Origin of the sequence: Pseudomonas sp. G5(2012) (assembly GCF_000408945.1) — a bacterium.
Classification (GTDB): domain Bacteria; phylum Pseudomonadota; class Gammaproteobacteria; order Pseudomonadales; family Pseudomonadaceae; genus Aquipseudomonas; species Aquipseudomonas umsongensis.
The window spans coordinates 1-21538 of the sequence record NZ_APIO01000011.1 but is presented as its reverse complement, the minus strand read 5'-3'; the positions used below and the strand labels follow the sequence as shown (position 1 = coordinate 21538).

21 protein-coding genes are annotated in these 21538 nt (G+C 59.3%); 3 read left to right on the top strand and 18 right to left on the bottom strand.

Annotated elements, in window-relative coordinates:
* Positions 1–41: 41 nt before the first annotated feature.
* The 4 genes from PG5_RS04980 to PG5_RS04965 form a co-directional block, all read right to left on the bottom strand.
* The gene (locus PG5_RS04980) at positions 42–542 is read right to left on the bottom strand and encodes a CinA family protein (RefSeq protein WP_020796000.1); all 501 of its coding nucleotides are present in this window, start codon (positions 540–542) and stop codon (positions 42–44) included.
* Between the two features lie 90 nt (positions 543–632).
* On the bottom strand, positions 633–1199 hold the full coding sequence (locus tag PG5_RS04975; protein WP_020795999.1) for a glycoside hydrolase family 19 protein: 567 nt from the start codon (positions 1197–1199) through the stop codon (positions 633–635).
* A 179-nt stretch (positions 1200–1378) separates the two neighbouring features.
* Positions 1379–1726: a phage holin family protein gene (locus tag PG5_RS04970; RefSeq protein WP_020795998.1), complete on the bottom strand. Its 348-nt coding sequence runs from the start codon at positions 1724–1726 to the stop codon at positions 1379–1381.
* A 210-nt stretch (positions 1727–1936) separates the two neighbouring features.
* Complete coding sequence (locus PG5_RS04965; protein ID WP_033045313.1) at positions 1937–2671, bottom strand: XRE family transcriptional regulator; 735 nt, start codon at positions 2669–2671, stop codon at positions 1937–1939.
* A gap of 202 nt (positions 2672–2873) precedes the next feature.
* Here PG5_RS04965 and mutS point away from each other — a divergent pair, with 202 nt between their 5' ends.
* Entirely contained in the window at positions 2874–5453 is a 2580-nt protein-coding gene (gene mutS / locus PG5_RS04960) for a DNA mismatch repair protein MutS (RefSeq protein WP_020795996.1), read from the top strand.
* 142 nt (positions 5454–5595) lie between these two features.
* Entirely contained in the window at positions 5596–5919 is a 324-nt protein-coding gene (gene fdxA, locus PG5_RS04955) for a ferredoxin FdxA (protein ID WP_020795995.1), read from the top strand.
* Positions 5920–6437: 518 nt separating this feature from the next.
* On the opposite strand, the gene rpoS is transcribed toward fdxA, so the two are convergent.
* The 8 genes from rpoS to PG5_RS04915 form a co-directional block, all read right to left on the bottom strand.
* A complete protein-coding gene (rpoS, locus tag PG5_RS04950; protein ID WP_020795994.1) occupies positions 6438–7445 on the bottom strand; it encodes an RNA polymerase sigma factor RpoS in 1008 nt (335 codons plus the stop codon).
* A gap of 105 nt (positions 7446–7550) precedes the next feature.
* Positions 7551–8408: a peptidoglycan DD-metalloendopeptidase family protein gene (locus tag PG5_RS04945; protein WP_033040739.1), complete on the bottom strand. Its 858-nt coding sequence runs from the start codon at positions 8406–8408 to the stop codon at positions 7551–7553.
* Between the two features lie 211 nt (positions 8409–8619).
* Positions 8620–9255, bottom strand: coding sequence for a protein-L-isoaspartate(D-aspartate) O-methyltransferase (locus tag PG5_RS04940; RefSeq protein WP_173667175.1), 636 nt, complete (start codon positions 9253–9255; stop codon positions 8620–8622).
* Positions 9256–9293: 38 nt separating this feature from the next.
* The gene (gene surE, locus PG5_RS04935; protein ID WP_020795991.1) at positions 9294–10046 is read right to left on the bottom strand and encodes a 5'/3'-nucleotidase SurE; all 753 of its coding nucleotides are present in this window, start codon (positions 10044–10046) and stop codon (positions 9294–9296) included.
* Entirely contained in the window at positions 10034–11092 is a 1059-nt protein-coding gene (gene truD / locus PG5_RS04930) for a tRNA pseudouridine(13) synthase TruD (protein WP_020795990.1), read from the bottom strand. The genes surE and truD overlap by 13 nt, the downstream gene beginning before the upstream one ends.
* Positions 11089–11562 (bottom strand): 2-C-methyl-D-erythritol 2,4-cyclodiphosphate synthase, encoded by a 474-nt coding sequence (gene ispF, locus PG5_RS04925; protein WP_020795989.1) that lies wholly within the window; start codon positions 11560–11562, stop codon positions 11089–11091. Before ispF ends, truD begins: the two co-directional genes overlap by 4 nt.
* 43 nt (positions 11563–11605) lie before the next feature.
* The gene (gene fghA, locus PG5_RS04920; RefSeq protein ID WP_020795988.1) at positions 11606–12451 is read right to left on the bottom strand and encodes an S-formylglutathione hydrolase; all 846 of its coding nucleotides are present in this window, start codon (positions 12449–12451) and stop codon (positions 11606–11608) included.
* 8 nt (positions 12452–12459) lie between these two features.
* A complete protein-coding gene (locus PG5_RS04915; protein ID WP_020795987.1) occupies positions 12460–13572 on the bottom strand; it encodes an S-(hydroxymethyl)glutathione dehydrogenase/class III alcohol dehydrogenase in 1113 nt (370 codons plus the stop codon).
* Positions 13573–13679: 107 nt separating this feature from the next.
* Between PG5_RS04915 and PG5_RS04910 the strand changes: the two genes are divergently transcribed.
* Entirely contained in the window at positions 13680–14576 is an 897-nt protein-coding gene (locus PG5_RS04910; protein WP_020795986.1) for a LysR substrate-binding domain-containing protein, read from the top strand.
* 77 nt (positions 14577–14653) lie between these two features.
* On the opposite strand, the gene ispD is transcribed toward PG5_RS04910, so the two are convergent.
* The 6 genes from ispD to tilS form a co-directional block, all read right to left on the bottom strand.
* Positions 14654–15361, bottom strand: coding sequence for a 2-C-methyl-D-erythritol 4-phosphate cytidylyltransferase (ispD, locus tag PG5_RS04905; RefSeq protein WP_020795985.1), 708 nt, complete (start codon positions 15359–15361; stop codon positions 14654–14656).
* A complete protein-coding gene (gene ftsB / locus PG5_RS04900; RefSeq protein WP_008057335.1) occupies positions 15358–15636 on the bottom strand; it encodes a cell division protein FtsB in 279 nt (92 codons plus the stop codon). Before ftsB ends, ispD begins: the two co-directional genes overlap by 4 nt.
* Positions 15637–15964: 328 nt before the next feature.
* On the bottom strand, positions 15965–17254 hold the full coding sequence (gene eno, locus PG5_RS04895) for a phosphopyruvate hydratase (protein ID WP_008057334.1): 1290 nt from the start codon (positions 17252–17254) through the stop codon (positions 15965–15967).
* Positions 17255–17410: 156 nt separating this feature from the next.
* Positions 17411–18256, bottom strand: coding sequence for a 3-deoxy-8-phosphooctulonate synthase (kdsA, locus tag PG5_RS04890; RefSeq protein ID WP_020795984.1), 846 nt, complete (start codon positions 18254–18256; stop codon positions 17411–17413).
* Positions 18257–18261: 5 nt separating this feature from the next.
* On the bottom strand, positions 18262–19893 hold the full coding sequence (locus tag PG5_RS04885; protein ID WP_020795983.1) for a CTP synthase: 1632 nt from the start codon (positions 19891–19893) through the stop codon (positions 18262–18264).
* A gap of 274 nt (positions 19894–20167) precedes the next feature.
* Positions 20168–21496, bottom strand: a complete 1329-nt coding sequence (gene tilS, locus PG5_RS04880) for a tRNA lysidine(34) synthetase TilS (protein ID WP_020795981.1) — start codon at positions 21494–21496, stop codon at positions 20168–20170.
* Positions 21497–21538: the final 42 nt, after the last annotated feature.

Genomic DNA, 21538 nt, shown 5'->3' with positions numbered 1-21538 from the left:
GTATAAGTAGCCAGTATTATTCCACAGCGTTTGCGGATCGCCTACCCCTGATTTGAGATTTCTCCCGCAGCATGGCGCAGCAGCCCCTCTAGCGCGGCCTTCACCGTTTGTCGGCGAACCTCGTCACGGTTACCGGCAAAGTGCTGCACCTCGCTGAACACCTGATCGTCGACGCCCCAGGCCAGCCATACGGTGCCCACCGGCTTCTTCGGTGAACCACCGTCCGGCCCCGCCACCCCACTGACCGCCACGGCAAAACGCGCATGGCTTTTTTCCTGCGCACCACGGACCATGGCCTCGACCACTTCCCGACTGACCGCCCCTACCGTTGAAAACAGCTCGGGCGGCACATTCAGCTGGAGCGTCTTCTGTCGGTTGGAATAGGTGACATAACCGGCCTCGAACCACGCCGAGCTACCCGGTATCCGGGTAATCGCCTCGCTGATGCCGCCGCCCGTACAGGATTCGGCGGCGGTGACATGGGCATTGAGAACCTGCAGGCGCCTGCCGAGTTCAGCGGCCAGCTGTGTGATTTCTTTCACGGTCATCTCCTGATCGAACGGAATGAGGCTTAACGTACACGAGCGAATGGTGCTTGCAAGTTACAGGCACGAGCCGCCCGGACACACATCTCACAGGCTTGCAGGCGGGAGCAACACCGTCTTTGCCTGCTTCCAAAGCAGCAAACGTTCCTGCAGCCCGTTCAAACCGCCATTGATACGTCGAGTAATACTGTTGAACTCATCGACGTCGGCCAGTTCATTGAGGCCGTTTCGCTCCCAGAACCAGGCCGCGGATTCAGCGGCCCATTGTGGCAGCTCCAACAGTTCCGGTTGCTGCAACAAACGCTCATCACCAAAAAGTGCCCGACTGCACTGCAGATAATTACTGCGACCGGTGATCTGGATCAGCCCACGCCCCCGATAGCGTTGACCGTCGCCGTCGGCTTCAGGGGAGTTGCCCAGGCGCATGGCCAGGTCCCCGGTATCGTATTTCTCGAGATATTTTTCGCCGCCCAACTCTCGCACATATTGCAGTTGCCCCGACTCGTGGCCGATTTGCGCCAGGAAGGCGGCGATACGCCCGGGGGTACTGATGTTACGACGTGCCATGGCGTTATTGAGGGCGAGAATGAACAGGCCCGATCGAGTGCGGGCACCTGGGAAAATCATGAGTAACTGCTGCTCAGTGAGGCGCATCGCTCGTTCCTTTGATTGATGCATGAAATTCGCAAGATGGCGCCGGGAGAAATACGCCGGCAGCGTATTGAACGCCGCATCCCGAACGCCAGACTACACACCTCTCCCACGCAAGCCCCGCCGGTAATTGTTGCACCGTGTTGTGTTGCCAGCGCAGCGCGCAGAGCGCCAGCCATTCACTATGGGTCGGAGCGAGAATCGCGCGGCGGTGCATCATCGATACCGATACGCCTGGCCACCCAGCGCCCGTACAATCCTACGGCCATGTCAGCCCCGGCTATCGCGGTGAGACAACCGAAGGCGCCGGCGGCCCAGATCGACATCCCGGCGGCGTACAGCAACATCATCGCCGAGACGCCGCACACCATGCAGGCCCCGGAACGCAAAGCCAGGCGTCTCAGCAATGACCAGCCACGGGCGCCCTCCTTGTCGGCGCGCCACATTTCCCCGGACACCCCACTGACCACTGCGAGCGCGACGACGAGCCAGATAGGCAGGTCCAGCAACAGTTGCTGCTCGTTTGTCATGTCGGGCCTCCAGGATGCCTGGCTTGTGATGCTAGCGGTTAAGCGCAAGATTATGCATGTATGCATATACAGTCAATGCATTAATGCATTTATTTGCCGAGTAAAATACTTAGCTTCGTAAGGGCGAACAACGATAACGCCGTATTGTAGAAAAACCGCGGTGTCTGGTTCGCCGGCAAGCCTGGCTCCTGCGAGGCGGCAAACCAAAGGTCAACGCGCGTACATGCCCCACCAGAACACATGACCCAGGATCAGGATCTGCTCCTCCTGCATTTCCAGGAAGGTGTAGTCCTCGTCAGGATGCTCTTCGCGGTTAAAGCTACGCAGGCGAATCCCTGTCGGCAGCCGATACAGCTGTTTCACTCGCAACTGGCCGTTATGATTGATGGCATAGAGGTCGCCATCGACAATATCGCCAATCCCACACTTGCCGGCGTTGACGCCCACCGTGGCACCGTCGCGCAACACCGGCAGCATGCTGTTGCCGCGCACCGTCACGCATTTGGCCTGGTCGAACTGCACGCCGTTATGGCGCAAGCTACGCTTGCCGAAGCGCAGGCTGGCGCGCTCGCTCTCTTCGATGACGAATCTTCCTGATCCTGCAGCCAATTCAACCTCGCGAAGAAAGGGTACCGAGACCTCGTCGTCATCAATAGGGGTATCGTCGTCCCACAGACTGATGTCGGTAAGTTGCGAGTGCGCGGCTTCACGCCGGGCACCCAACGCCTGCGCGATAAGCACCCGGCCACGCAATTGATCGGTACTGACGGCGAAGTATTCGGCGATCTTCGAAATGTGCTTATCAGAGGGGTCGACAATCTTCCCGCCGAGGATGCGCGAAAGTGTGGATTGAGGCACGCCGGTGCGACGGTGAAGCTCCGTTGGGGAGATACCGTGCTGATCGAGCAGCGCTCTTAAAACGGTCGAAACATTGCGTTTTTGCATAATGCGCATAATGCTCGAAGTTTTTTGCCACGACAAATGCTTAATTGCATAAACGATGCATGATTGATCAATGAAGACGTCACCCGGCCGTGATGCCTGCGTCAACCAGACTGCCCATGGTAACCTTGCGCCCATCGCGGAAAAGCCGTGCCCATGCTCGCTTTTGCCCCACACCTTTTGAATGAGTTTTCCTGGCAATCCGATGAATAAAGCCCTCTCCGACCTGTCCTCGCACACGCCGATGATGCAGCAATACTGGCGGCTAAAGAACCAGCACCCTGACCAGCTTATGTTCTATCGCATGGGCGACTTCTACGAGATCTTCTATGAAGACGCGAAGAAGGCCGCCAAGCTCCTCGACATCACCCTGACCGCTCGCGGGCAGTCAGCCGGCCAGGCGATTCCGATGTGCGGCATTCCTTACCATGCGGCGGAAGGTTATCTGGCGAAACTGGTAAAGCTCGGCGAGTCGGTGGTGATCTGCGAGCAGGTCGGCGACCCGGCCACCAGCAAAGGCCCGGTGGATCGCCAGGTAGTGCGGATCATCACCCCGGGCACGGTGAGCGACGAAGCGCTGCTCGATGAGCGCCGGGACAACCTGATCGCCGCCGTCCTGGGCGACGAGCGCCTGTTCGGCCTGGCGGTGCTGGATATCACCAGTGGCAACTTCAGCGTGCTGGAAATCAAGGGCTGGGAAAACCTGCTGGCGGAACTGGAGCGCGTCAATCCGGTGGAATTGCTGATCCCGGATGACTGGCCCAAGGATCTGCCTGCCGAGAAACGTCGTGGCGTTCGTCGCCGTGCGCCGTGGGATTTCGAGCGTGATTCGGCCTTCAAGAGTCTTTGCCAGCAATTCTCGACCCAGGACCTCAAGGGTTTCGGTTGTGAAAACCTGACCCTGGCCATCGGCGCCGCCGGTTGCCTGCTGGCCTACGCGAAAGAAACCCAGCGCACCGCCCTGCCGCACTTGCGCAGCCTGCGCCACGAACGCCTGGACGATACCGTGGTGCTGGATGGGGCGAGTCGCCGCAACCTGGAACTGGACACCAACCTGGCCGGCGGTCGTGACAACACCCTGCAGTCGGTGGTCGATCGTTGCCAGACCGCCATGGGCAGCCGCCTGCTGACTCGCTGGCTGAACCGCCCGCTGCGTGACCTGAACGTGTTGCTGGCGCGGCAGACCTCGATCACCTGCCTGCTGGACGGCTACCGTTTCGAAAAGCTGCAGCCGCAGCTCAAGGAAATCGGCGACATCGAGCGCATTCTCGCCCGGATCGGCCTGCGCAATGCCCGTCCGCGCGACCTCGCGCGCCTGCGCGATGCCCTCGGCGCGCTGCCGCAACTGCAAGCGGCAATGACCGAACTTGAAGCGCCGCACCTCAACCAACTGGCAGACACTACCAGCACCTACCCGGAGCTGGCGGCCTTGCTGGAAAAAGCCATCATCGACAACCCGCCCGCGGTGATCCGTGACGGCGGGGTGTTGAAAACCGGTTACGACAGCGAACTCGATGAACTGCAATCACTCAGCGAAAACGCCGGGCAATTCCTGATCGACCTCGAAGCCCGCGAAAAAGCCCGCACCGGCCTGTCTCACCTGAAAGTCGGCTACAACCGCATCCACGGCTACTTCATCGAACTGCCGAGCAAGCAGGCTGAATCCGCACCCGCCGACTACATTCGCCGCCAGACCCTCAAAGGCGCCGAGCGCTTCATTACGCCGGAACTGAAGGCCTTCGAAGACAAGGCTCTTTCTGCCAAGAGCCGTGCCCTGGCACGTGAGAAGATGCTGTACGAAGCGCTGCTCGAAGACCTGATCGCCCAACTGCCACCCTTGCAGGACACTGCTGCAGCGCTGGCCGAGCTCGACGTACTGAGTAACCTGGCCGAACGGGCGCTGAACCTCGACCTGAACTGCCCGCGTTTTGTCAGCGAGCCGTGCATGCGGATCACCCAGGGTCGTCACCCTGTGGTTGAACAAGTATTGACCACGCCTTTCGTGGCCAACGACCTGAGTCTCGACGACAACACCCGCATGCTGGTGATCACCGGTCCGAACATGGGCGGTAAGTCCACCTACATGCGCCAGACCGCCTTGATTGTACTCCTGGCACACATCGGCAGCTTCGTGCCGGCGGCCAGTTGTGAATTGTCCCTGGTCGACCGCATCTTCACCCGAATCGGCTCCAGCGATGACCTGGCCGGCGGGCGCTCGACCTTCATGGTCGAGATGAGCGAAACCGCCAACATCCTGCACAACGCCACCGAACGCAGCCTGGTGCTGATGGACGAAGTCGGGCGCGGCACCAGCACCTTCGACGGCCTGTCCCTGGCGTGGGCGGCGGCGGAACGCCTGGCACACCTGCGGGCCTACACGTTGTTCGCCACCCACTACTTTGAGCTGACGGTACTGCCGGAAGCCCAGCCATTGGTGGCCAACGTGCACCTCAATGCCACCGAGCACAACGAACGCATCGTGTTCCTGCACCATGTACTGCCAGGGCCGGCCAGCCAGAGCTATGGCCTGGCAGTCGCGCAGTTGGCTGGTGTTCCGAACGAAGTGATCGTACGCGCCCGTGAGCACTTGAGCCGGCTGGAAGACACCGCCCTGCCCCATGAGGCGCCTGCGCCAGCCAAAGGCAAACCGGCCACGCCGCAGCAGAGCGACATGTTCGCGAGCTTGCCGCATCCGGTGCTGGATGAACTGGTCAAACTTGATCTGGACAACATGACGCCACGTCGCGCACTCGAAATGCTCTATACACTAAAGACACGGGTCTAACGCACAGGCTTGCAAGCTGTTAGAATCTCGCGCGGTTTGGGATGCTGCGGGCTATTAGCCTGGCTTGCAGACTATCGCTCCCAAACCTTGCGACCCCTACGTGAAGGGGCGCTGCAAGCCGCGCCTGAGGAGAAAATTAGAAATGACCTTCGTCGTCACCGACAACTGCATCAAGTGCAAGTACACCGACTGCGTAGAAGTCTGTCCGGTGGACTGCTTTTACGAAGGCCCGAATTTCCTGGTGATTCACCCGGATGAGTGCATCGACTGCGCACTGTGCGAACCTGAATGCCCTGCAGTGGCCATCTTCTCCGAAGATGAAGTCCCTGCCGGCATGGAAAACTTTATCGCGCTGAACCTCGAATTAGCCGAGGTCTGGCCGAACGTTACCGAACGCAAGGATCCGTTGCCCGATGCCGCTGAGTGGGATGGCAAGCCAGGCAAGATCGAATACCTCGAACGCTGATTATCCCCACGTTCCTGAAAAAGGCCCCACAAGGGCCTTTTTTTAAGATCAAAAGATCGCAGCCTTCGGCAGCTCCTACAGGTGCAGGCAAAAAAAGGGGCGGTATGACCCGCCCACATTTTTTCCCTATTCCCTGTGTTCCTTTTCATCATCCTGATGAATCGCTTCCTGCGATGTCCTTTCCCCTCATCCTTGAAGGGCGTGTCTATCCGTTGACACAACACCGATACTAGAGTTTTTACCGCCAAGAGCAATCGTCCGATCAGGCCCTGATGGCTTGTCACATCCCGTTCATGTTAGAAAATCTGCTTGTTTATCAGTCGGATAAAAAAGACCTGCGAAAAATATGGTCTACTGCCAACCTGTAAAAATAGTGAACACTTACGCAAAGAGTAAGCGAAGACTTACACCCTGAAGCTACAAAGCCGCGCTGGCGTCCCCGAGATCAAAACCAGAATTGCAGATAACAAAAAGCCCCGAACCAGTCGGGGCTTCTTGTTATCCAGCAAACGAATGGCTTATTGAAATAGCGACTCGCTCGATAGCCCGTTTTTCTCCAGGATCTCCCGCAGACGCTTCAGGCCTTCTACCTGAATCTGTCTAACCCGCTCCCTGGTCAGGCCAATTTCCAGGCCCACATCTTCAAGGGTGCTGCTCTCGTGACCGCGCAGGCCGAAGCGGCGTACAACCACCTCGCGCTGCTTGTCGGTCAACTCCGAGAGCCATTGGTCGATGCTTTGAGACAGGTCGTCATCCTGCAGTAGCTCGCATGGATCGGTTGGGCGATCGTCGGTAAGGGTGTCCAGCAGGGTCTTATCCGAATCCGGACCCAGCGAGACGTCGACCGAAGAAACCCGCTCGTTGAGGCCCAGCATGCGCTTGACCTCCGCTACCGGTTTTTCCAGCAGGTTGGCGATCTCCTCGGGTGAGGGTTCATGATCGAGTTTTTGCGTCAACTCCCGTGCGGCCCGCAGGTACACGTTGAGCTCCTTGACCACATGGATCGGCAACCGGATGGTCCGGGTCTGATTCATGATTGCGCGCTCGATGGTCTGACGAATCCACCAGGTTGCGTAGGTTGAGAAGCGGAAGCCGCGCTCAGGGTCGAATTTCTCCACCGCCCTGATCAATCCGAGGTTGCCCTCTTCGATCAGATCGAGCAGCGAAAGGCCCCGATTGACGTAACGTCGGGCGATTTTCACCACCAGGCGCAGGTTACTTTCGATCATGCGTTTGCGCCCGGCCGGATCACCACTTTGCGACAGGCGCGCAAAATGCACTTCTTCTTCGGGGGACAGTAGAGGGGAAAAGCCGATTTCATTGAGGTACAGCTGCGTGGCATCGAGTGCCCGCGTGTAATCGATGTACTTGTGTTGCTTCAATGTCGCGGAGTGTTTGGATTTGGCACGAACGGAAGGTGGAGCCGCCCCTTCATCATTCGACATCGAATCCGTGCCGACGTCGGCCTCCATCAGGAGAACCTCATCGTCGATGTCAAACTCCGGCACTTCTTTACTGAGAGCCATTGTTATAGTCCTTTGGTGAGTTCGACCTCAAGCTCAAGCGGCGCCTTTATCCCTGGCAACGCTGGAGCCTGTCCCCTCTACGTGACGGAACAGGCTGGAAAGCGATCAACGACGCGGCAGGAATTGCAGCGGATCTACAGGTTTACCTTGGCGGCGAATCTCAAAATGCAGTTTCACCCGGTCTGTACCCGTTGACCCCATTTCGGCAATTGTCTGTCCGACCTTGACCTGCTGCCCCTCCCGAACCAACAGCCTGCGGTTATGTCCGTAGGCACTGACGTAGGTTTCACTGTGCTTGATGATGACTAATTCGCCGTAGCCCCTTAAGCCACTCCCGGCGTATACCACCGTCCCATCAGACGCAGCTAAAACAGGCTGTCCCAAATCCCCTGCGATATCAATTCCTTTATTCAAACTACCGTTTGAGGAGAATTTGCCGATTAAAATGCCATTAGATGGCCACCCCCAGCCGGTCGGGGCTGGACCCGGTGGAGGCAGTGGAGTGGGTGCCGGCTTGTTCGCGACGGACGGTACAACCACCGGTGTCGTCGTGGTCGTACCGTCTGCAGAGCGACGGATGACCGTGGTCTTACTTGACGATGAAGGCGAAGAACTGGAGGAGCTGACCACCGTTGTCGGCGTTGAACCGCTGCGTCCATCGAAGCGAATCGTCTGACCCGGATGGATGGTGTACGGCGGCGCTATGTTATTGCGCGCCGCCAGTGCCTTGTAATCCCAGCCGTAGCGAAAGGCGATGGAAAACAGCGTGTCCTTGGGGCGAACGACGTATTGCCCGGTGGTCACGGCCGGACGCTGGGCGGCGGCATTGTTGCGGTCGACAACGCGTACGTCGCTGGATTTGTTACTGGAGCAACCGACCAGCAGGGTGCTCATGACAAGGCCAGTCACCAGGCGCTGAAAGCTCGTTGTACCCATACGCTGCGCTATGACTGTGAGACTCACCCGCCGCTCCCTTTGTGGTGGCTGAAAATGTAATTTGCCGTGTTCCGGCACGAAGTGTCGCAAGTATAACGGGCCGTGCCGGCTTTACCCTTAATGAAGCGAACTCGCTTGGCGCACACGTTTGCTGTCCGCCGAAACAACCCGTTTAACCAATCGACCCCGCTGTAAGACAGAGGCAATCGAAGAGAATTCAGCGCGTTTAAATAAATGCTCAGGCCAGTGGACCATTGAGTAACGGGACGAAGCGCACCGACCCCAGGACACGCCTGGAAAAGCCATGTTCTTCCCGGATGATCAGCATCAATTGTTGCACCTCACCGGAGCCCACCGGGATCACCAGGCGCCCACCCGGGGCCAGTTGATCGAGCAGCGCCTGAGGAACGTCTGTTGCCACCGCCGTAACGATAATGCCGTTGTAGGGCGCCAGTGCTGGCCAGCCCTCCCAGCCATCGCCCCAGCGAAATACCACGTTACGCAAGTTCAGCTCGACCAGGCGTTCCTTGGCCCGGTCTTGCAGCACCTTGATACGTTCCACGGAAAAGACCCGTTCGACCAGTTGCGACAGCACCGCCGTCTGATACCCCGACCCCGTACCAATTTCCATGACCTTGTCCAATGGCCCGGCTTCGAGCAGTAACTCGCTCATGCGAGCCACCATGTAGGGCTGGGAGATGGTCTGGTTATGGCCGATGGGTAGCGCCGTGTCTTCGTAGGCTCGGTGCGCCAATGCCTCGTCGACGAACAGATGACGCGGAGTACGCCGAATGACTTCCAACACCTTGGCGTTGCAAATCCCCTCCTCATACAGGCGCTGGATCAGGCGCTCACGGGTCCGTTGCGAGGTCATGCCGATGCCGCGACGCATCATGTCGTCTTGTCCACGCGTCATGGTCGCAGGCCCTCCAACCATCCGTCGAGGCTCCTGAAGGCATCATTGAAGGTGCGATCAAGCTGCAAAGGGGTGATGGAAACATAGCCTTGCATCACGGCATGGAAATCGGTGCCGGGGCCGCCATCCTCAGCGTCCCCCGCCGCAGCAATCCAGTACCCGGACTTGCCTCGCGGGTCGACCACCTTCATCGGCGCTGCCGCGCGGGCACGATGCCCGAGGCGGGTCAACTGGATACCGCGGATGTGCTCCAGCGGCAAATTGGGAATGTTCACGTTCAGTACCGTACGCGGTGGCAGCTCGAGATCCGCATGGGCCTCGACCAGTTTGCGCGCAAAGTGGGCCGCCGTGGCCAGGTTGTCGACCTGTCGCGAGACCAGCGAAAAGGCAAACGCAGGCCGCGTCAGGAATCGACCTTCGAGCGCCGCCGCAACCGTACCCGAGTAGAGCACGTCGTCCCCCAGGTTGGCGCCCAGGTTGATGCCGGACACCACCATGTCCGCTTCACGCTCCAACAAGCCGTTGAGGCCCAGGTGCACACAATCGGTCGGCGTGCCATTGACGCTGATAAAGCCGTTGGCAAGCGTGTGTGGATGTAACGGACGGTCCAGCGTGAGCGAACTGCTCGCGCCGCTTTTGTCCTGGTCCGGGGCAACCACCACGCACTCGGTGTAATCCGCCAGCGCAGCATAAAGCGCGGCGAGTCCGGGTGCGGTTACCCCGTCGTCGTTAGAAATCAGAATACGCATGGGCTGTCCGTCTGCCCCACCGGCACCAGATCGACAAGCTCGCGCACCAATACGGTGGCGAAGCATCCGGCCGGCAGGACGAATTCCAGTTGCAGAATGTCAGGCGAGGGATAATGCCACGTCAACCCGGCAATGGGCAGCCGCAGGATGCGACGTTCATGGCTCATTCCGGCGTTGACCAACCAATCGCGAAGTTCCACTTCGCGCGCGGCTATCGCCTGCTCCAGTTCATGGACAGCGCCCATGGCCGGCGAGTCACCTTCGCCCCACTGTGGACCGGTCGGGTGCAGATCGAGAATCGCCAGTCGCGGGTCACTGCATTCAGCTTCGCCGGCCGCAAAGAAGCTGCGGCTGTCGGTGAATGCCAACAGATCGCCGACCTGCGCTTGCTGCCAGGTACCGTCGGCGACACGCGCCGCCAACACCTGGTTGAACAGAAAACTGCGAGCTGTGGAAAGCAGGCGCGAACGCACGTTGCGCTGCTCCGGCAAGGCCTTGCGCGCAGCCCAGGCGCGGGCGTCGACCACGTTGCCGCCGTCATGCCCAAAGCGCTGGGCACCGAAATAATTGGGGATGCCTTGCTTGGCAATCAGCTGCAGCCGCGCTTCGATGGCAGCCTTGTCACCAGCGAACTGTGTCAGGCGCAAGGTGAAGCCGTTGGCCGAGTGGGCACCGCGTTGCAGCTTGCGTTTATGCCGGCTGGTCTTGAGGATTCTAAGCGTGTCGTTTTCTGCCGCGGACAGATCCGGATCGGCTTTGCCCGGCAGTTGTACGCTGAACCACTGGCGTGTCAGCGCCTGGCGATCCTTGAGTCCGGCGTAGCTGACGGTGCGCAATGACACCCCGGCGGCCTTGGCGATTCGACGTGCCGCCTCTTCAGTATTCAGGCCGCGTTTTTCCACCCAGATCCACAGGTGTTCGCCATCACCGCTCAAGGGAATATCAAGGACTTCATCGACCTGGAAATCTTCCGCGATGGCTTTCAGTACGGCGCTGCCGAGCGGTTCCCCATAGGCCCGCGGGCCGAGCAATTGCAGTTCGTTCATGCGCGCAGCAACAAGGCAACGGAATGCACGGCAATGCCCTCTTCGCGACCGACGAAGCCGAGCTTCTCGGTGGTGGTAGCTTTCACGTTCACTTGATCCAACTCAACTTGGAGATCCGCGGCAATCAGCGCGCGCATCGATTCGATATGTGGGGCCATTTTTGGCGCCTGGGCAACGATGGTGTTATCGACGTTACCGACCTTCCAGCCTTTGGCGTGGATCAATGCGACGACATGACGCAACAGCGCTCGGCTGTCGGCGCCCTTGAATTGCGGGTCGGTGTCCGGGAAATGCTTGCCGATGTCACCCAGCGCAGCCGCGCCGAGCAAGGCATCGCTCAAGGCGTGCAGCAGGACGTCACCGTCGGAGTGAGCGAGCAGCCCGAAGCCGTGTGCAATGCGCACGCCGCCCAGAGTGATGAAATCGCCTTCAGCGAAACGGTGCACATCATAGCCGTGGCCAATACGCATAAAAAAACGCCCCGAATTTTGTCAGGGCGTGATTCTACCTGCATTAGGCACCTAGAGCATGCGCGTGATGCCGCAAGTGTTCATCGATGAAACTGGCGATGAAGAAATAGCTGTGGTCATAGCCCGGTTGCAGGCGCAACGTCAGCGGGTGACCGGCCAGTTTGGCCGCCTGTTGCAAGGCTTCAGGCTTCAACTGATTGGCGAGGAAATCGTCGCGATCGCCTTGGTCAACCAACAGCGGCAGCTTTTCATCGGCCTCGGCGATTAATGCACAGGCATCCCATTCACGCCATTTTGAACGGTCTTCTCCCAGATAGCGGGAAAAGGCTTTCTGCCCCCACGGGCAATCCATCGGATTGTTGATCGGCGAGAATGCCGATACCGACAGATAACGCCCCGGATTGCGCAAGGCACAAACCAGCGCACCGTGGCCACCCATGGAGTGACCGCTGATGCCGCGCTTGTCTGACGCCGGGAAATGCGCTTCGACCAATGCCGGCAGTTCCTGCACGACATAGTCATGCATGCGATAGTGGCGCGACCAGGGTTCCTGGGTGGCGTTCAGATAAAACCCGGCGCCGAGGCCAAAGTCCCAGGCACCGTCCGGATCGCCCGGCACGTCGGGACCGCGAGGGCTGGTGTCCGGTGCGACGATGATCAGTCCCAATTCGGCGGCCATGCGCATGGCGCCGGCCTTTTGCATGAAGTTCTCGTCGGTGCAGGTCAGGCCGGACAACCAGTACAGCACTGGCAACTTGCCGCCCTGCTCGGCTTGCGGCGGCAGGTACACGGCAAACACCATGTCGCAACCGAGCGTTTCCGAGCGATGGCGATAACGCTTGTGCCAACCACCGAAGCTTTTCTGGCAGGAGATATTTTCCAGGCTCATGACTGACCTCAGAAATGAATGACGGAACGGATGCTCTTGCCTTCATGCATCAGGTCAAACGCCTTGTTGATATCTTCCAGGCCCATGGTGTGGGTGATGAAGGTATCCAGCGGGATCTCACCGGTCTCGGCCATTTCCACGTAGCTCGGCAATTCAGTACGGCCGCGCACGCCGCCGAACGCCGAACCGCGCCAGACGCGACCGGTGACCAGTTGGAACGGACGGGTGGAAATTTCCTGGCCAGCACCGGCTACACCGATGATTACCGACTCGCCCCAACCCTTGTGGCAGCACTCGAGGGCAGCACGCATCAGTTGCACATTGCCGATGCACTCAAAGGAAAAGTCGACGCCGCCGTCGGTCATGTCGACTATGACTTCCTGGATCGGACGGTCGAAGTCTTTCGGGTTTACACAATCGGTTGCACCCAGCTGCTTGGCGATCTCGAATTTGGCCGGGTTGATGTCGATGGCGATGATCCGTGCCGCCTTGGCTTTAACTGCGCCGATGATGGCCGACAGACCAATACCGCCGAGGCCGAAAATGGCCACGGTATCACCCGGTTTCACCTTGGCCGTGTTCAACACGGCGCCGATGCCGGTGGTGACACCACAACCCAACAGGCAGACTTTTTCCAGCGGCGCTTCCTTGGCGATCTTGGCCACGGAAATTTCCGGCAGCACGGTGTACTCGGAGAAAGTCGAAGTCCCCATGTAGTGGAAAATCGGCTGGCCCTTGTAGGAAAAACGAGTTGTGCCGTCCGGCATCAGGCCTTTGCCCTGGGTTGCGCGAATCGCCTGGCAGAGGTTGGTTTTGCCCGACAGGCAGAATTTGCACTGACGGCATTCCGGGGTGTACAGCGGGATCACATGATCGCCAACCGCCACCGAGGTCACGCCTTCGCCGATCGCTTCGACGATAGCCCCGCCTTCGTGACCGAGGATGGACGGGAAAATGCCTTCCGGGTCAGCGCCCGAGAGGGTGTAGGCATCGGTATGGCAGACACCGGAAGCCACCACGCGCAGCAATACTTCACCGGCCTTGGGCATGGCGACATCGACTTCAACGATCTCCAGAGGTTTCTTGGCCTCGAAGGCAACGGCGGCGCGCGACTTGATCATGGTGATTCTCCAGTGAATAAAAACGAGACAGGGAGTGTAATACATGCCTCAACGATGAATAATCGAGGCAAATGCAAAATATTATTGCTGTACAGGGATAATCCTCCATGTCTGAAAATCGCTGGGAAGGGATCGACGAATTCGTTGCCGTCGCCGAGTGCAGCCAGTTCACCGCTGCCGCTGAACGCCTTGGAGTTTCGTCCTCGCATATCAGTAGACAAATCGTACGCCTGGAAGAGCGCCTGCAAACCCGCCTGCTCTATCGCAGTACTCGCCGGGTCACGCTGACCGAGGCCGGGCAAACCTTCCTGCAACATTGCCAGCGCTTGCAGGATGGCCGCGAAGAGGCCCTGCGGGCGGTCGGCGACTTGACCAGCGAACCCAAGGGCATGCTGCGCATGACCTGTGCCGTGGCGTACGGCGAACGTTTCATAGTACCCCTGGTGACTCGCTTCATGGGGCTTTATCCACAACTTCGAATCGACATCGAACTGAGCAATCGACAACTCGACCTGGTGCATGAAGGCCTGGACCTGGCGATCCGCCTGGGGCGCTTGCAGGACTCACGACTGGTCGCCACGCGCCTCGCTCCTCGGCGCATGTTCCTCTGTGCCTCTCCGTCCTACCTGGAACGCTATGGTCGACCTCACAGCTTGTCGGAACTGAGCCGGCACAATTGTCTTGTTGGCAGTTCGGACCTCTGGCAACTGGAACAGAACGGGCGGGAATTTTCCCAGCGGGTCCAGGGAAACTGGCGGTGCAACAGTGGACAAGCGGTGTTGGACGCGGCGCTACAGGGTGTGGGGTTGTGTCAGCTGCCGGACTATTACGTGCTGGAGCACCTGAAAAGCGGCGCGTTGATTTCGTTGCTCGAAGCCCATCAACCGCCGAATACAGCTGTTTGGGCGCTGTATCCGCAGCAGCGGCATTTGTCGCCGAAGGTGCGCAAGCTGGTGGATTATTTGAAGGAGGGGTTGGCCGAGAGGCCGGAGTATCGAACCTAAGATCAAAAGATCGCAGCCTGCGGCAGCTCCTACATTGAATGCGGTCTACTGTAGGAGCTGCCGCAGGCTGCGATCTTTTAGCGGCGGTTGGCCCAACGTTGTCTCAACCACTCGAGGTCTTCAGGGCGAGTAACCTTGAGGTTGTCCGACCGTCCTTCAATCAAGCGAGGAGCCAGCCCGGCCCACTCCATGGCGGAAGCCTCATCGGTAATCACGGCATCAGCCACCAGGCTGTCCGCCAATGCCCGATGCAACGCACCGAGGCGAAACATCTGCGGCGTGTAGGCCTGCCAGATCACACTGCGATCCACGGTTTCGACCACACGACCGTGCTTGTCGACCCGTTTGAGCGTATCCCGCGCCGGAACCGCCAGCAGTCCACCGACAGGATCATCCGCCAACTCTGCCAGCAGCTTGTCCAGATCGTTCCGACTCAGGTTTGGCCGTGCGGCATCGTGAACCAACACCCAATCCTCATCATCGGCACCTTGGGCATGCAAATGCAGCAATGCGTTGAGCACCGATCCGGAACGCTCGGCGCCACCCTCGACCCGTGTTATACGCGGATCGCCGGCAAGCGTCAGGCTCGACCAATAAGGATCATCAACAGCAAGACTGACCACCAGGCCTTTCAGGCAAGGATGATCGAGAAAACAGCCAAGGCTGTGTTCGAGAATAGTGCGCCCGCCCAGTTGCAAGTATTGCTTGGGACGGTCCGCGGCCATACGGGCACCGACGCCCGCGGCAGGAATCACGGCCCAGAAGGCCGGCAGAGACAGGTTCATTGCGCCAACTGGTAAAGGGTTTCACCGTCCTTGACCATGCCCAACTCATGGCGAGCCCGCTCTTCAACGGTCTCCATGCCCTTTTTCAACTCACTGACTTCCGCGTCCATCACGCGATTACGTTCCAGCAATGTCTGGTTCTCGGCCTGCTGATCCGCAATCTGCTGCGTCAGCTCAGCCACTTGCGCCAGACTGCCATTACCCACCCACAGGCGGTATTGCAGGCCAGCCAGCAACAGGAGCAAGACGAGAAACAACCAATTGGGACTGCGCATCGAATATCAGGTATCCAGTGAAAAAAGACAGCCATACCAAAACGTGAAGCTACTGATAGCACGAAGCCTGGAAGAACCAGGCTTGTGCTTTCAAGGCATCAGATTAGTGGCAAAAGCGTCGCTGTTGCGATTTTTCCGACACAATCCGGTGTCTTTTTTACCAGCCAGTGCCGTGCCTCACCAATACGCTCCTTTTTGACGAGTGACTGTTGTTGTCAGACAAGGCGCCGCGACGAGTCATAGCTGGCTATGGCGAGGAGCGGCAACGCAGTATGACGACAACAGGCACCGTCAAAAATGAGCAGTATTGGCGAGGCACGGCACTCTATCAACCGCGGAATTCGCTGCGGCCGTTGTACTTGGCTTTACCGTTCAACTGCTCTTCGATACGCAGCAGTTGGTTGTACTTGGAAACGCGGTCGGAACGGCACAGGGAGCCGGTCTTGATCTGGCCAGCCGAAGTGCCCACGGCCAGGTCGGCAATGGTCGAATCTTCGGTTTCGCCCGAACGGTGCGAGATCACGGCGGTGTAACCGGCGGCCTTGGCCATCTGGATGGCTTCCAGGGTTTCGGTCAGGGTGCCGATCTGGTTGAACTTGATCAGGATCGAGTTGGCGATCTTCTTGTCGATGCCTTCTTTCAGGATCTTGGTGTTGGTTACGAACAGGTCATCGCCTACCAGCTGGGTCTTCTCGCCGATCTTGTCGGTGAGGATTTTCCAGCCAGCCCAGTCGGACTCGTCCAGGCCATCTTCGATGGAGATGATCGGGTAACGCTCGGTCAGGCCTTTCAGGTAGTCGGCGAAACCTTCAGCGGTGAACACCTGGCCTTCGCCGGACAGGTTGTACTTGCCGTCTTCGTAGAATTCGCTGGCTGCACAGTCCAGGGCCAGGGTCACGTCGGTGCCCAAGGTGTAACCGGCGTTGGCCACAGCTTCGGAGATCACTTTCAAAGCGTCTTCGTTGGAAGCCAGGTTAGGTGCGAAACCACCTTCGTCGCCCACTGCAGTGCTCAGGCCACGGGCCTTCAGAACAGCCTTGAGGTGATGGAAAATCTCGGTGCCCATGCGCAGGCCTTCCGAGAAAGACTTGGCGCCAACCGGCTGCACCATGAATTCCTGGATGTCGACGTTGTTATCGGCGTGCTCGCCACCGTTGATGATGTTCATCATCGGAACCGGCATCGAGTAAACACCCGGGGTGCCGTTCAGGTTGGCGATGTGCGCGTACAGCGGCAGGTCCTGGTCCTGTGCTGCTGCCTTGGCCGCGGCCAGGGAAACGGCGAGGATCGCGTTGGCGCCCAGGGAACCTTTGTTTTCAGTACCGTCGAGCTTGATCATCGCCAGGTCGAGGGCTTTCTGGTCGCTTGGGTCCATGCCTTTCAACAGGTCTTTGATCGGACCGTTGATGTTGGCCACGGCCTTGAGTACACCCTTGCCCAGGTAACGGCTCTTGTCGCCATCACGCAGCTCGAGCGCTTCACGCGAGCCAGTGGAAGCACCGGACGGCGCGCAAGCGCTGCCGATGATGCCGTTATCGAGAAGCACATCCGCTTCCACGGTGGGATTGCCACGGGAGTCGAGAACTTCACGACCTTTGATGTCGACGATTTTAGCCATTGTTGTAAACACTCCAAAGTTGACGAAAACGACGCAGCTAGAGGAAATCTTTTACCGTCGGCAAGTGAGTTGCAGCGGGCAGGCTTGCGGACGATAAGGATCAGGCCCGAGGGCCTGAGCATTAAATCGTGCGGTACTTTACCGGAGAATTGAGGATTACGCGGTTTCTACCGTCGGAAAACTCTTCACCAGTTCGTCCAGGGCTTTGAGCTGGGCCAGGAATGGCTCCAGTTTGTCCAGGCGCAAGGCGCAAGGACCGTCGCACTTGGCGTTGTCCGGATCCGGGTGGGCTTCGAGGAACAGGCCCGCCAGGGACTGGCTCATGCCGGCCTTGGCCAGGTCGGTGACCTGGGCGCGACGCCCACCGGCGGAGTCGGAACGACCGCCAGGCATTTGCAGCGCGTGGGTCACGTCGAAGAACACCGGGTATTCGAACTGCTTCATGATGCCGAAGCCGAGCATGTCGACGACCAGGTTGTTGTAGCCGAAGCTCGAACCACGCTCGCAGAGGATCAACTGATCGTTACCCGCTTCCACGCACTTACTCAGGATGTGTTTCATTTCATGAGGTGCGAGGAACTGGGCTTTCTTGATGTTGATCACCGCGCCGGTCTTGGCCATCGCGACCACGAGGTCGGTCTGGCGAGACAGGAAGGCCGGCAGCTGGATGATCTCACAGACTTCAGCGACGACCGCGGCCTGCTCCGGCTCGTGGACGTCGGTGATGATCGGCACGCCGAAGGCTTGCTTGATGTCCTGGAAAATCCGCATGCCCTCTTCCAGGCCGGGACCACGGTAAGAGGTCACGGAGGAACGGTTAGCCTTGTCGAAGCTGGCCTTGAACACGTAAGGGATACCCAGTTTCTGGGTAACCTTCACGTACTCTTCACAGACCTGCATCGCCATGTCGCGGCTTTCCAGCACGTTCATGCCACCGAACAAAACCATTGGCTTGTCGTTGGCAATCTCGATATCGCCTACGCGGATGATCTTCTGCGCCATGGGGTTCAAGCCTTCTTCTGGTGTTGAGCCAAAGCTGCTTTAACGAAACCGCTGAACAACGGGTGGCCGTCGCGAGGCGTCGAGGTGAACTCAGGGTGGAACTGGCAGGCGACGAACCATGGATGATCCGGGGCTTCAACCACTTCAACCAGAGCGCCATCGCCGGAACGGCCGGAGATTTTCAGGCCGGCTTCGATGATCTGCGGCAGCAGGTTGTTGTTCACTTCGTAGCGATGACGGTGACGCTCGACGATCACGTCCTTGCCGTAGCAGTCATGGACCAGGGAACCCGGCTCCAGCAGGCAATCCTGCGCGCCGAGGCGCATGGTGCCGCCCAGGTCCGAGGCTTCGGTACGGGTTTCGACGGCGCCGGTGGCATCTTCCCACTCGGTGATCAGGCCCACGACCGGGTGACCGCTGGCACGATCGAACTCGGTGGAGTTGGCGTCTTTCCAGCCCAACACGTTACGAGCGAACTCGATCACGGCCACCTGCATGCCCAGGCAGATGCCCAGGTATGGAACCTTGTTTTCGCGAGCGTACTGGACGGCAGTGATCTTGCCTTCCACGCCACGCAGGCCGAAGCCGCCAGGCACCAGGATCGCGTCGACGCCTTCGAGCAGAGCGGTGCCCTGGTTCTCGATGTCTTCGGAATCGATGTAGCGCAGGTTGACCTTGGTGCGGTTGCTGATACCGGCGTGGCTCATCGCTTCGATCAGCGATTTGTACGCATCCAGCAGCTCCATGTACTTGCCGACCATGGCGATGGTGACTTCGTGCTCAGGGTTGAGCTTGGCGTCGACCACGGCTTCCCATTCGGACAGGTCGGCACCGCCGCATTGCAGGCCGAAACGTTCGACGACGAAATCGTCCAGGCCCTGGGAGTGCAGGATGCCCGGGATCTTGTAGATGGTGTCGGCGTCTTCCAGCGCGATCACCGCACGTTCTTCAACGTTGGTGAACTGCGCGATCTTGCGACGCGAAGAAACATCGATCGGGTGATCGGAGCGGCACACCAGCACGTCTGGTTGCAGGCCGATGGAGCGCAGCTCCTTGACCGAGTGCTGGGTTGGCTTGGTTTTGGTTTCGCCGGCAGTGGCGATGTACGGCACCAGCGTCAGGTGCATCAGCATCGCGCGCTTGGCGCCGACTTCGAAACGCAACTGGCGGATGGCTTCGAGGAACGGTTGCGACTCGATGTCACCCACGGTGCCACCGATCTCGACCATCGCCACGTCGGCATCGCCGGCGCCCTTGATGATGCGGCGCTTGATTTCGTCGGTGATGTGCGGGATCACCTGGATGGTTGCACCCAGGTAGTCACCACGACGCTCCTTGCGCAGCACGTGTTCGTAGACACGGCCGGTGGTGAAGTTGTTGTTCTGGGTCATGGTCGTGCGGATGAACCGCTCGTAGTGGCCCAGGTCCAGGTCGGTCTCGGCGCCGTCGTGGGTGACGAACACTTCACCGTGCTGGAACGGGCTCATGGTGCCCGGGTCGACGTTGATGTACGGGTCCAGCTTCAGCATGGTGACCTTAAGTCCCCGCGCCTCCAGGATGGCCGCCAATGATGCCGATGCAATGCCTTTCCCCAATGAAGAAACAACACCGCCCGTGACGAATATGTAGCGCGTCATGAAAAACCCTAGAAGTCTGCGTTAAAGCGGTCCGAGCCGCCGGGGAAAGCGAAGGAAGGCCGAAGCCCCCGATCACCTGCATTAATCACAGTGCACCTTTCAAAAAAACCGCCGCGTTGGGACAGACCGGGAAATGAAACACCGGTTCGTTGCTCGCTACACATTTTTTGGAATCGCCCAGCAAAGACTGCTTGGTAATCGGCAACTCCTGCAATTCAGGCGAATCCACAGAAGTTGTATCAAGAAGGGAGCGTAGTCTACCGGAAAGCCCCTTTCAGCTCAAACCTTGATCTTCGCCTGGTGGTTGCCAATGTAAATGCCAGTCACCCTGGGCCTTGCCGTCCAACCCCGGCAGGTTCGCCACCGCCAGCAATTGCTCGCCCTTGTACAGCAGCGGCAATCTGCCGCGCACGAACTGCGGCACCGCGGTTTCATTGAGCAAGCGCTTGAGATCGCGATGCCCACGACCCGGCAGATCCATCACCTCACCCCCCTCACGATAGCGGATCTGCAGTATGCCTGCGGGGATTTGTCCACTGAGCGTGAGTACGCCGTTATCGGGCAACACCAGCGGCTGCGCGGGTTCAAGCCATGCTCCAGGCGCGGGCACCGCGCGCAACCAGGCACCGGATAACCACCAGATACGCCCACCCGCCCGGTGCAGCTGGCCATCGGCGAGGCGCCAGATCGGCCGGGCATCGCCGGTGGCATCGCGTAAATCGACCCAACCCGACCAATGGTCACTGTCCGGCAGTCGGGTCAGGGGTTCGAGCCAATGGCTGAGCGCATTGCGCTGGCGAGCGGCGGAGAGTTTTTCCAAGGGAGCGAGGTCGAGCGACGGCAGACCCAGCCAATCGAAATCACTTGGCGTGTTCGCCTGGCTCAAGTCGATTTGCGCAAGATCATCGAGCAATCCCTGCGCCTCACTGAGATGCGCAGCACTGCGAGCCATGGTCATGAGTGCCTGTGGCCACCGCGCAGTCAATGCCGGGAACACCTGATGACGCAGGTAATTGCGCGAGAACTGCCGGTCTTGATTGGAAGGATCCTCGATCCAGCTCAGCTTGTGTTCCGATGCATAGGCTTCCAGCTCAGCGCGCGTAACATCGAGCATGGGTCGCAACAGATGCCCTTTTCCCAGAGGACGCTGGCGCGGCATCCCCGACAGACCCCTTACCCCGGCGCCGCGCAACAAGCGAAACAGCAAGGTTTCCGCCTGATCGTCACGGTGCTGGGCCGTCAGCAGCACTTCATCGGCTTGAGTGACCTCACTGAACGCCGCATATCGTGCATCGCGGGCGGCTCGCTCGAGGCTGGCGCCGGGTTGCACTTGCACGCGGACGACGTGCAGCGGCACGCCCAACGCACCACAGACCGACTGACAGTGATCCGGCCATGCGTCGGCCACAGCCTGAAGGCCGTGATGGACATGGATGGCACTGAGCGCCGGCAGGGATTCGGTTTTGGCGAGCTGTGCGAGCAGGTGCAGCAGGACGGTGGAGTCGAGGCCACCAGAGAATGCGATGTGCCAAGCTGGGGCATTGCGCCAGGGTTTCAGATTCAGCAGGAGCCTGGCAGATAGATCGATATTGAAAGGATTCATAGAGATCGATCACTTCACATAAATCCACTGTAGGAGCTGCCG

Excerpts from the sequence above, each read along its gene's own strand:
- ispF (WP_020795989.1), bottom strand. The coding sequence starts at position 11,562 with ATGCGTATTGGCCACGGCTATGATGTGCACCGTTTCGCTGAAGGCGAT.
- PG5_RS04910 (WP_020795986.1), top strand. The coding sequence starts at position 13,680 with ATGTCTGAAAATCGCTGGGAAGGGATCGACGAATTCGTTGCCGTCGCC.
- ftsB (WP_008057335.1), bottom strand. The coding sequence starts at position 15,636 with ATGCGCAGTCCCAATTGGTTGTTTCTCGTCTTGCTCCTGTTGCTGGCT.
- ispD (WP_020795985.1), bottom strand. The coding sequence starts at position 15,361 with ATGAACCTGTCTCTGCCGGCCTTCTGGGCCGTGATTCCTGCCGCGGGC.
- eno (WP_008057334.1), bottom strand. The coding sequence starts at position 17,254 with ATGGCTAAAATCGTCGACATCAAAGGTCGTGAAGTTCTCGACTCCCGT.
- PG5_RS04965 (WP_033045313.1), bottom strand. The coding sequence starts at position 2,671 with ATGCAAAAACGCAATGTTTCGACCGTTTTAAGAGCGCTGCTCGATCAG.
- PG5_RS04915 (WP_020795987.1), bottom strand. The coding sequence starts at position 13,572 with ATGATCAAGTCGCGCGCCGCCGTTGCCTTCGAGGCCAAGAAACCTCTG.
- fghA (WP_020795988.1), bottom strand. The coding sequence starts at position 12,451 with ATGAGCCTGGAAAATATCTCCTGCCAGAAAAGCTTCGGTGGTTGGCAC.
- mutS (WP_020795996.1), top strand. The coding sequence starts at position 2,874 with ATGAATAAAGCCCTCTCCGACCTGTCCTCGCACACGCCGATGATGCAG.
- PG5_RS04970 (WP_020795998.1), bottom strand. The coding sequence starts at position 1,726 with ATGACAAACGAGCAGCAACTGTTGCTGGACCTGCCTATCTGGCTCGTC.
- fdxA (WP_020795995.1), top strand. The coding sequence starts at position 5,596 with ATGACCTTCGTCGTCACCGACAACTGCATCAAGTGCAAGTACACCGAC.
- PG5_RS04975 (WP_020795999.1), bottom strand. The coding sequence starts at position 1,199 with ATGCGCCTCACTGAGCAGCAGTTACTCATGATTTTCCCAGGTGCCCGC.
- truD (WP_020795990.1), bottom strand. The coding sequence starts at position 11,092 with ATGAACGAACTGCAATTGCTCGGCCCGCGGGCCTATGGGGAACCGCTC.
- PG5_RS04885 (WP_020795983.1), bottom strand. The coding sequence starts at position 19,893 with ATGACGCGCTACATATTCGTCACGGGCGGTGTTGTTTCTTCATTGGGG.
- PG5_RS04940 (WP_173667175.1), bottom strand. The coding sequence starts at position 9,255 with ATGACCTCGCAACGGACCCGTGAGCGCCTGATCCAGCGCCTGTATGAG.
- kdsA (WP_020795984.1), bottom strand. The coding sequence starts at position 18,256 with ATGGCGCAGAAGATCATCCGCGTAGGCGATATCGAGATTGCCAACGAC.
- tilS (WP_020795981.1), bottom strand. The coding sequence starts at position 21,496 with ATGAATCCTTTCAATATCGATCTATCTGCCAGGCTCCTGCTGAATCTG.
- rpoS (WP_020795994.1), bottom strand. The coding sequence starts at position 7,445 with ATGGCTCTCAGTAAAGAAGTGCCGGAGTTTGACATCGACGATGAGGTT.
- surE (WP_020795991.1), bottom strand. The coding sequence starts at position 10,046 with ATGCGTATTCTGATTTCTAACGACGACGGGGTAACCGCACCCGGACTC.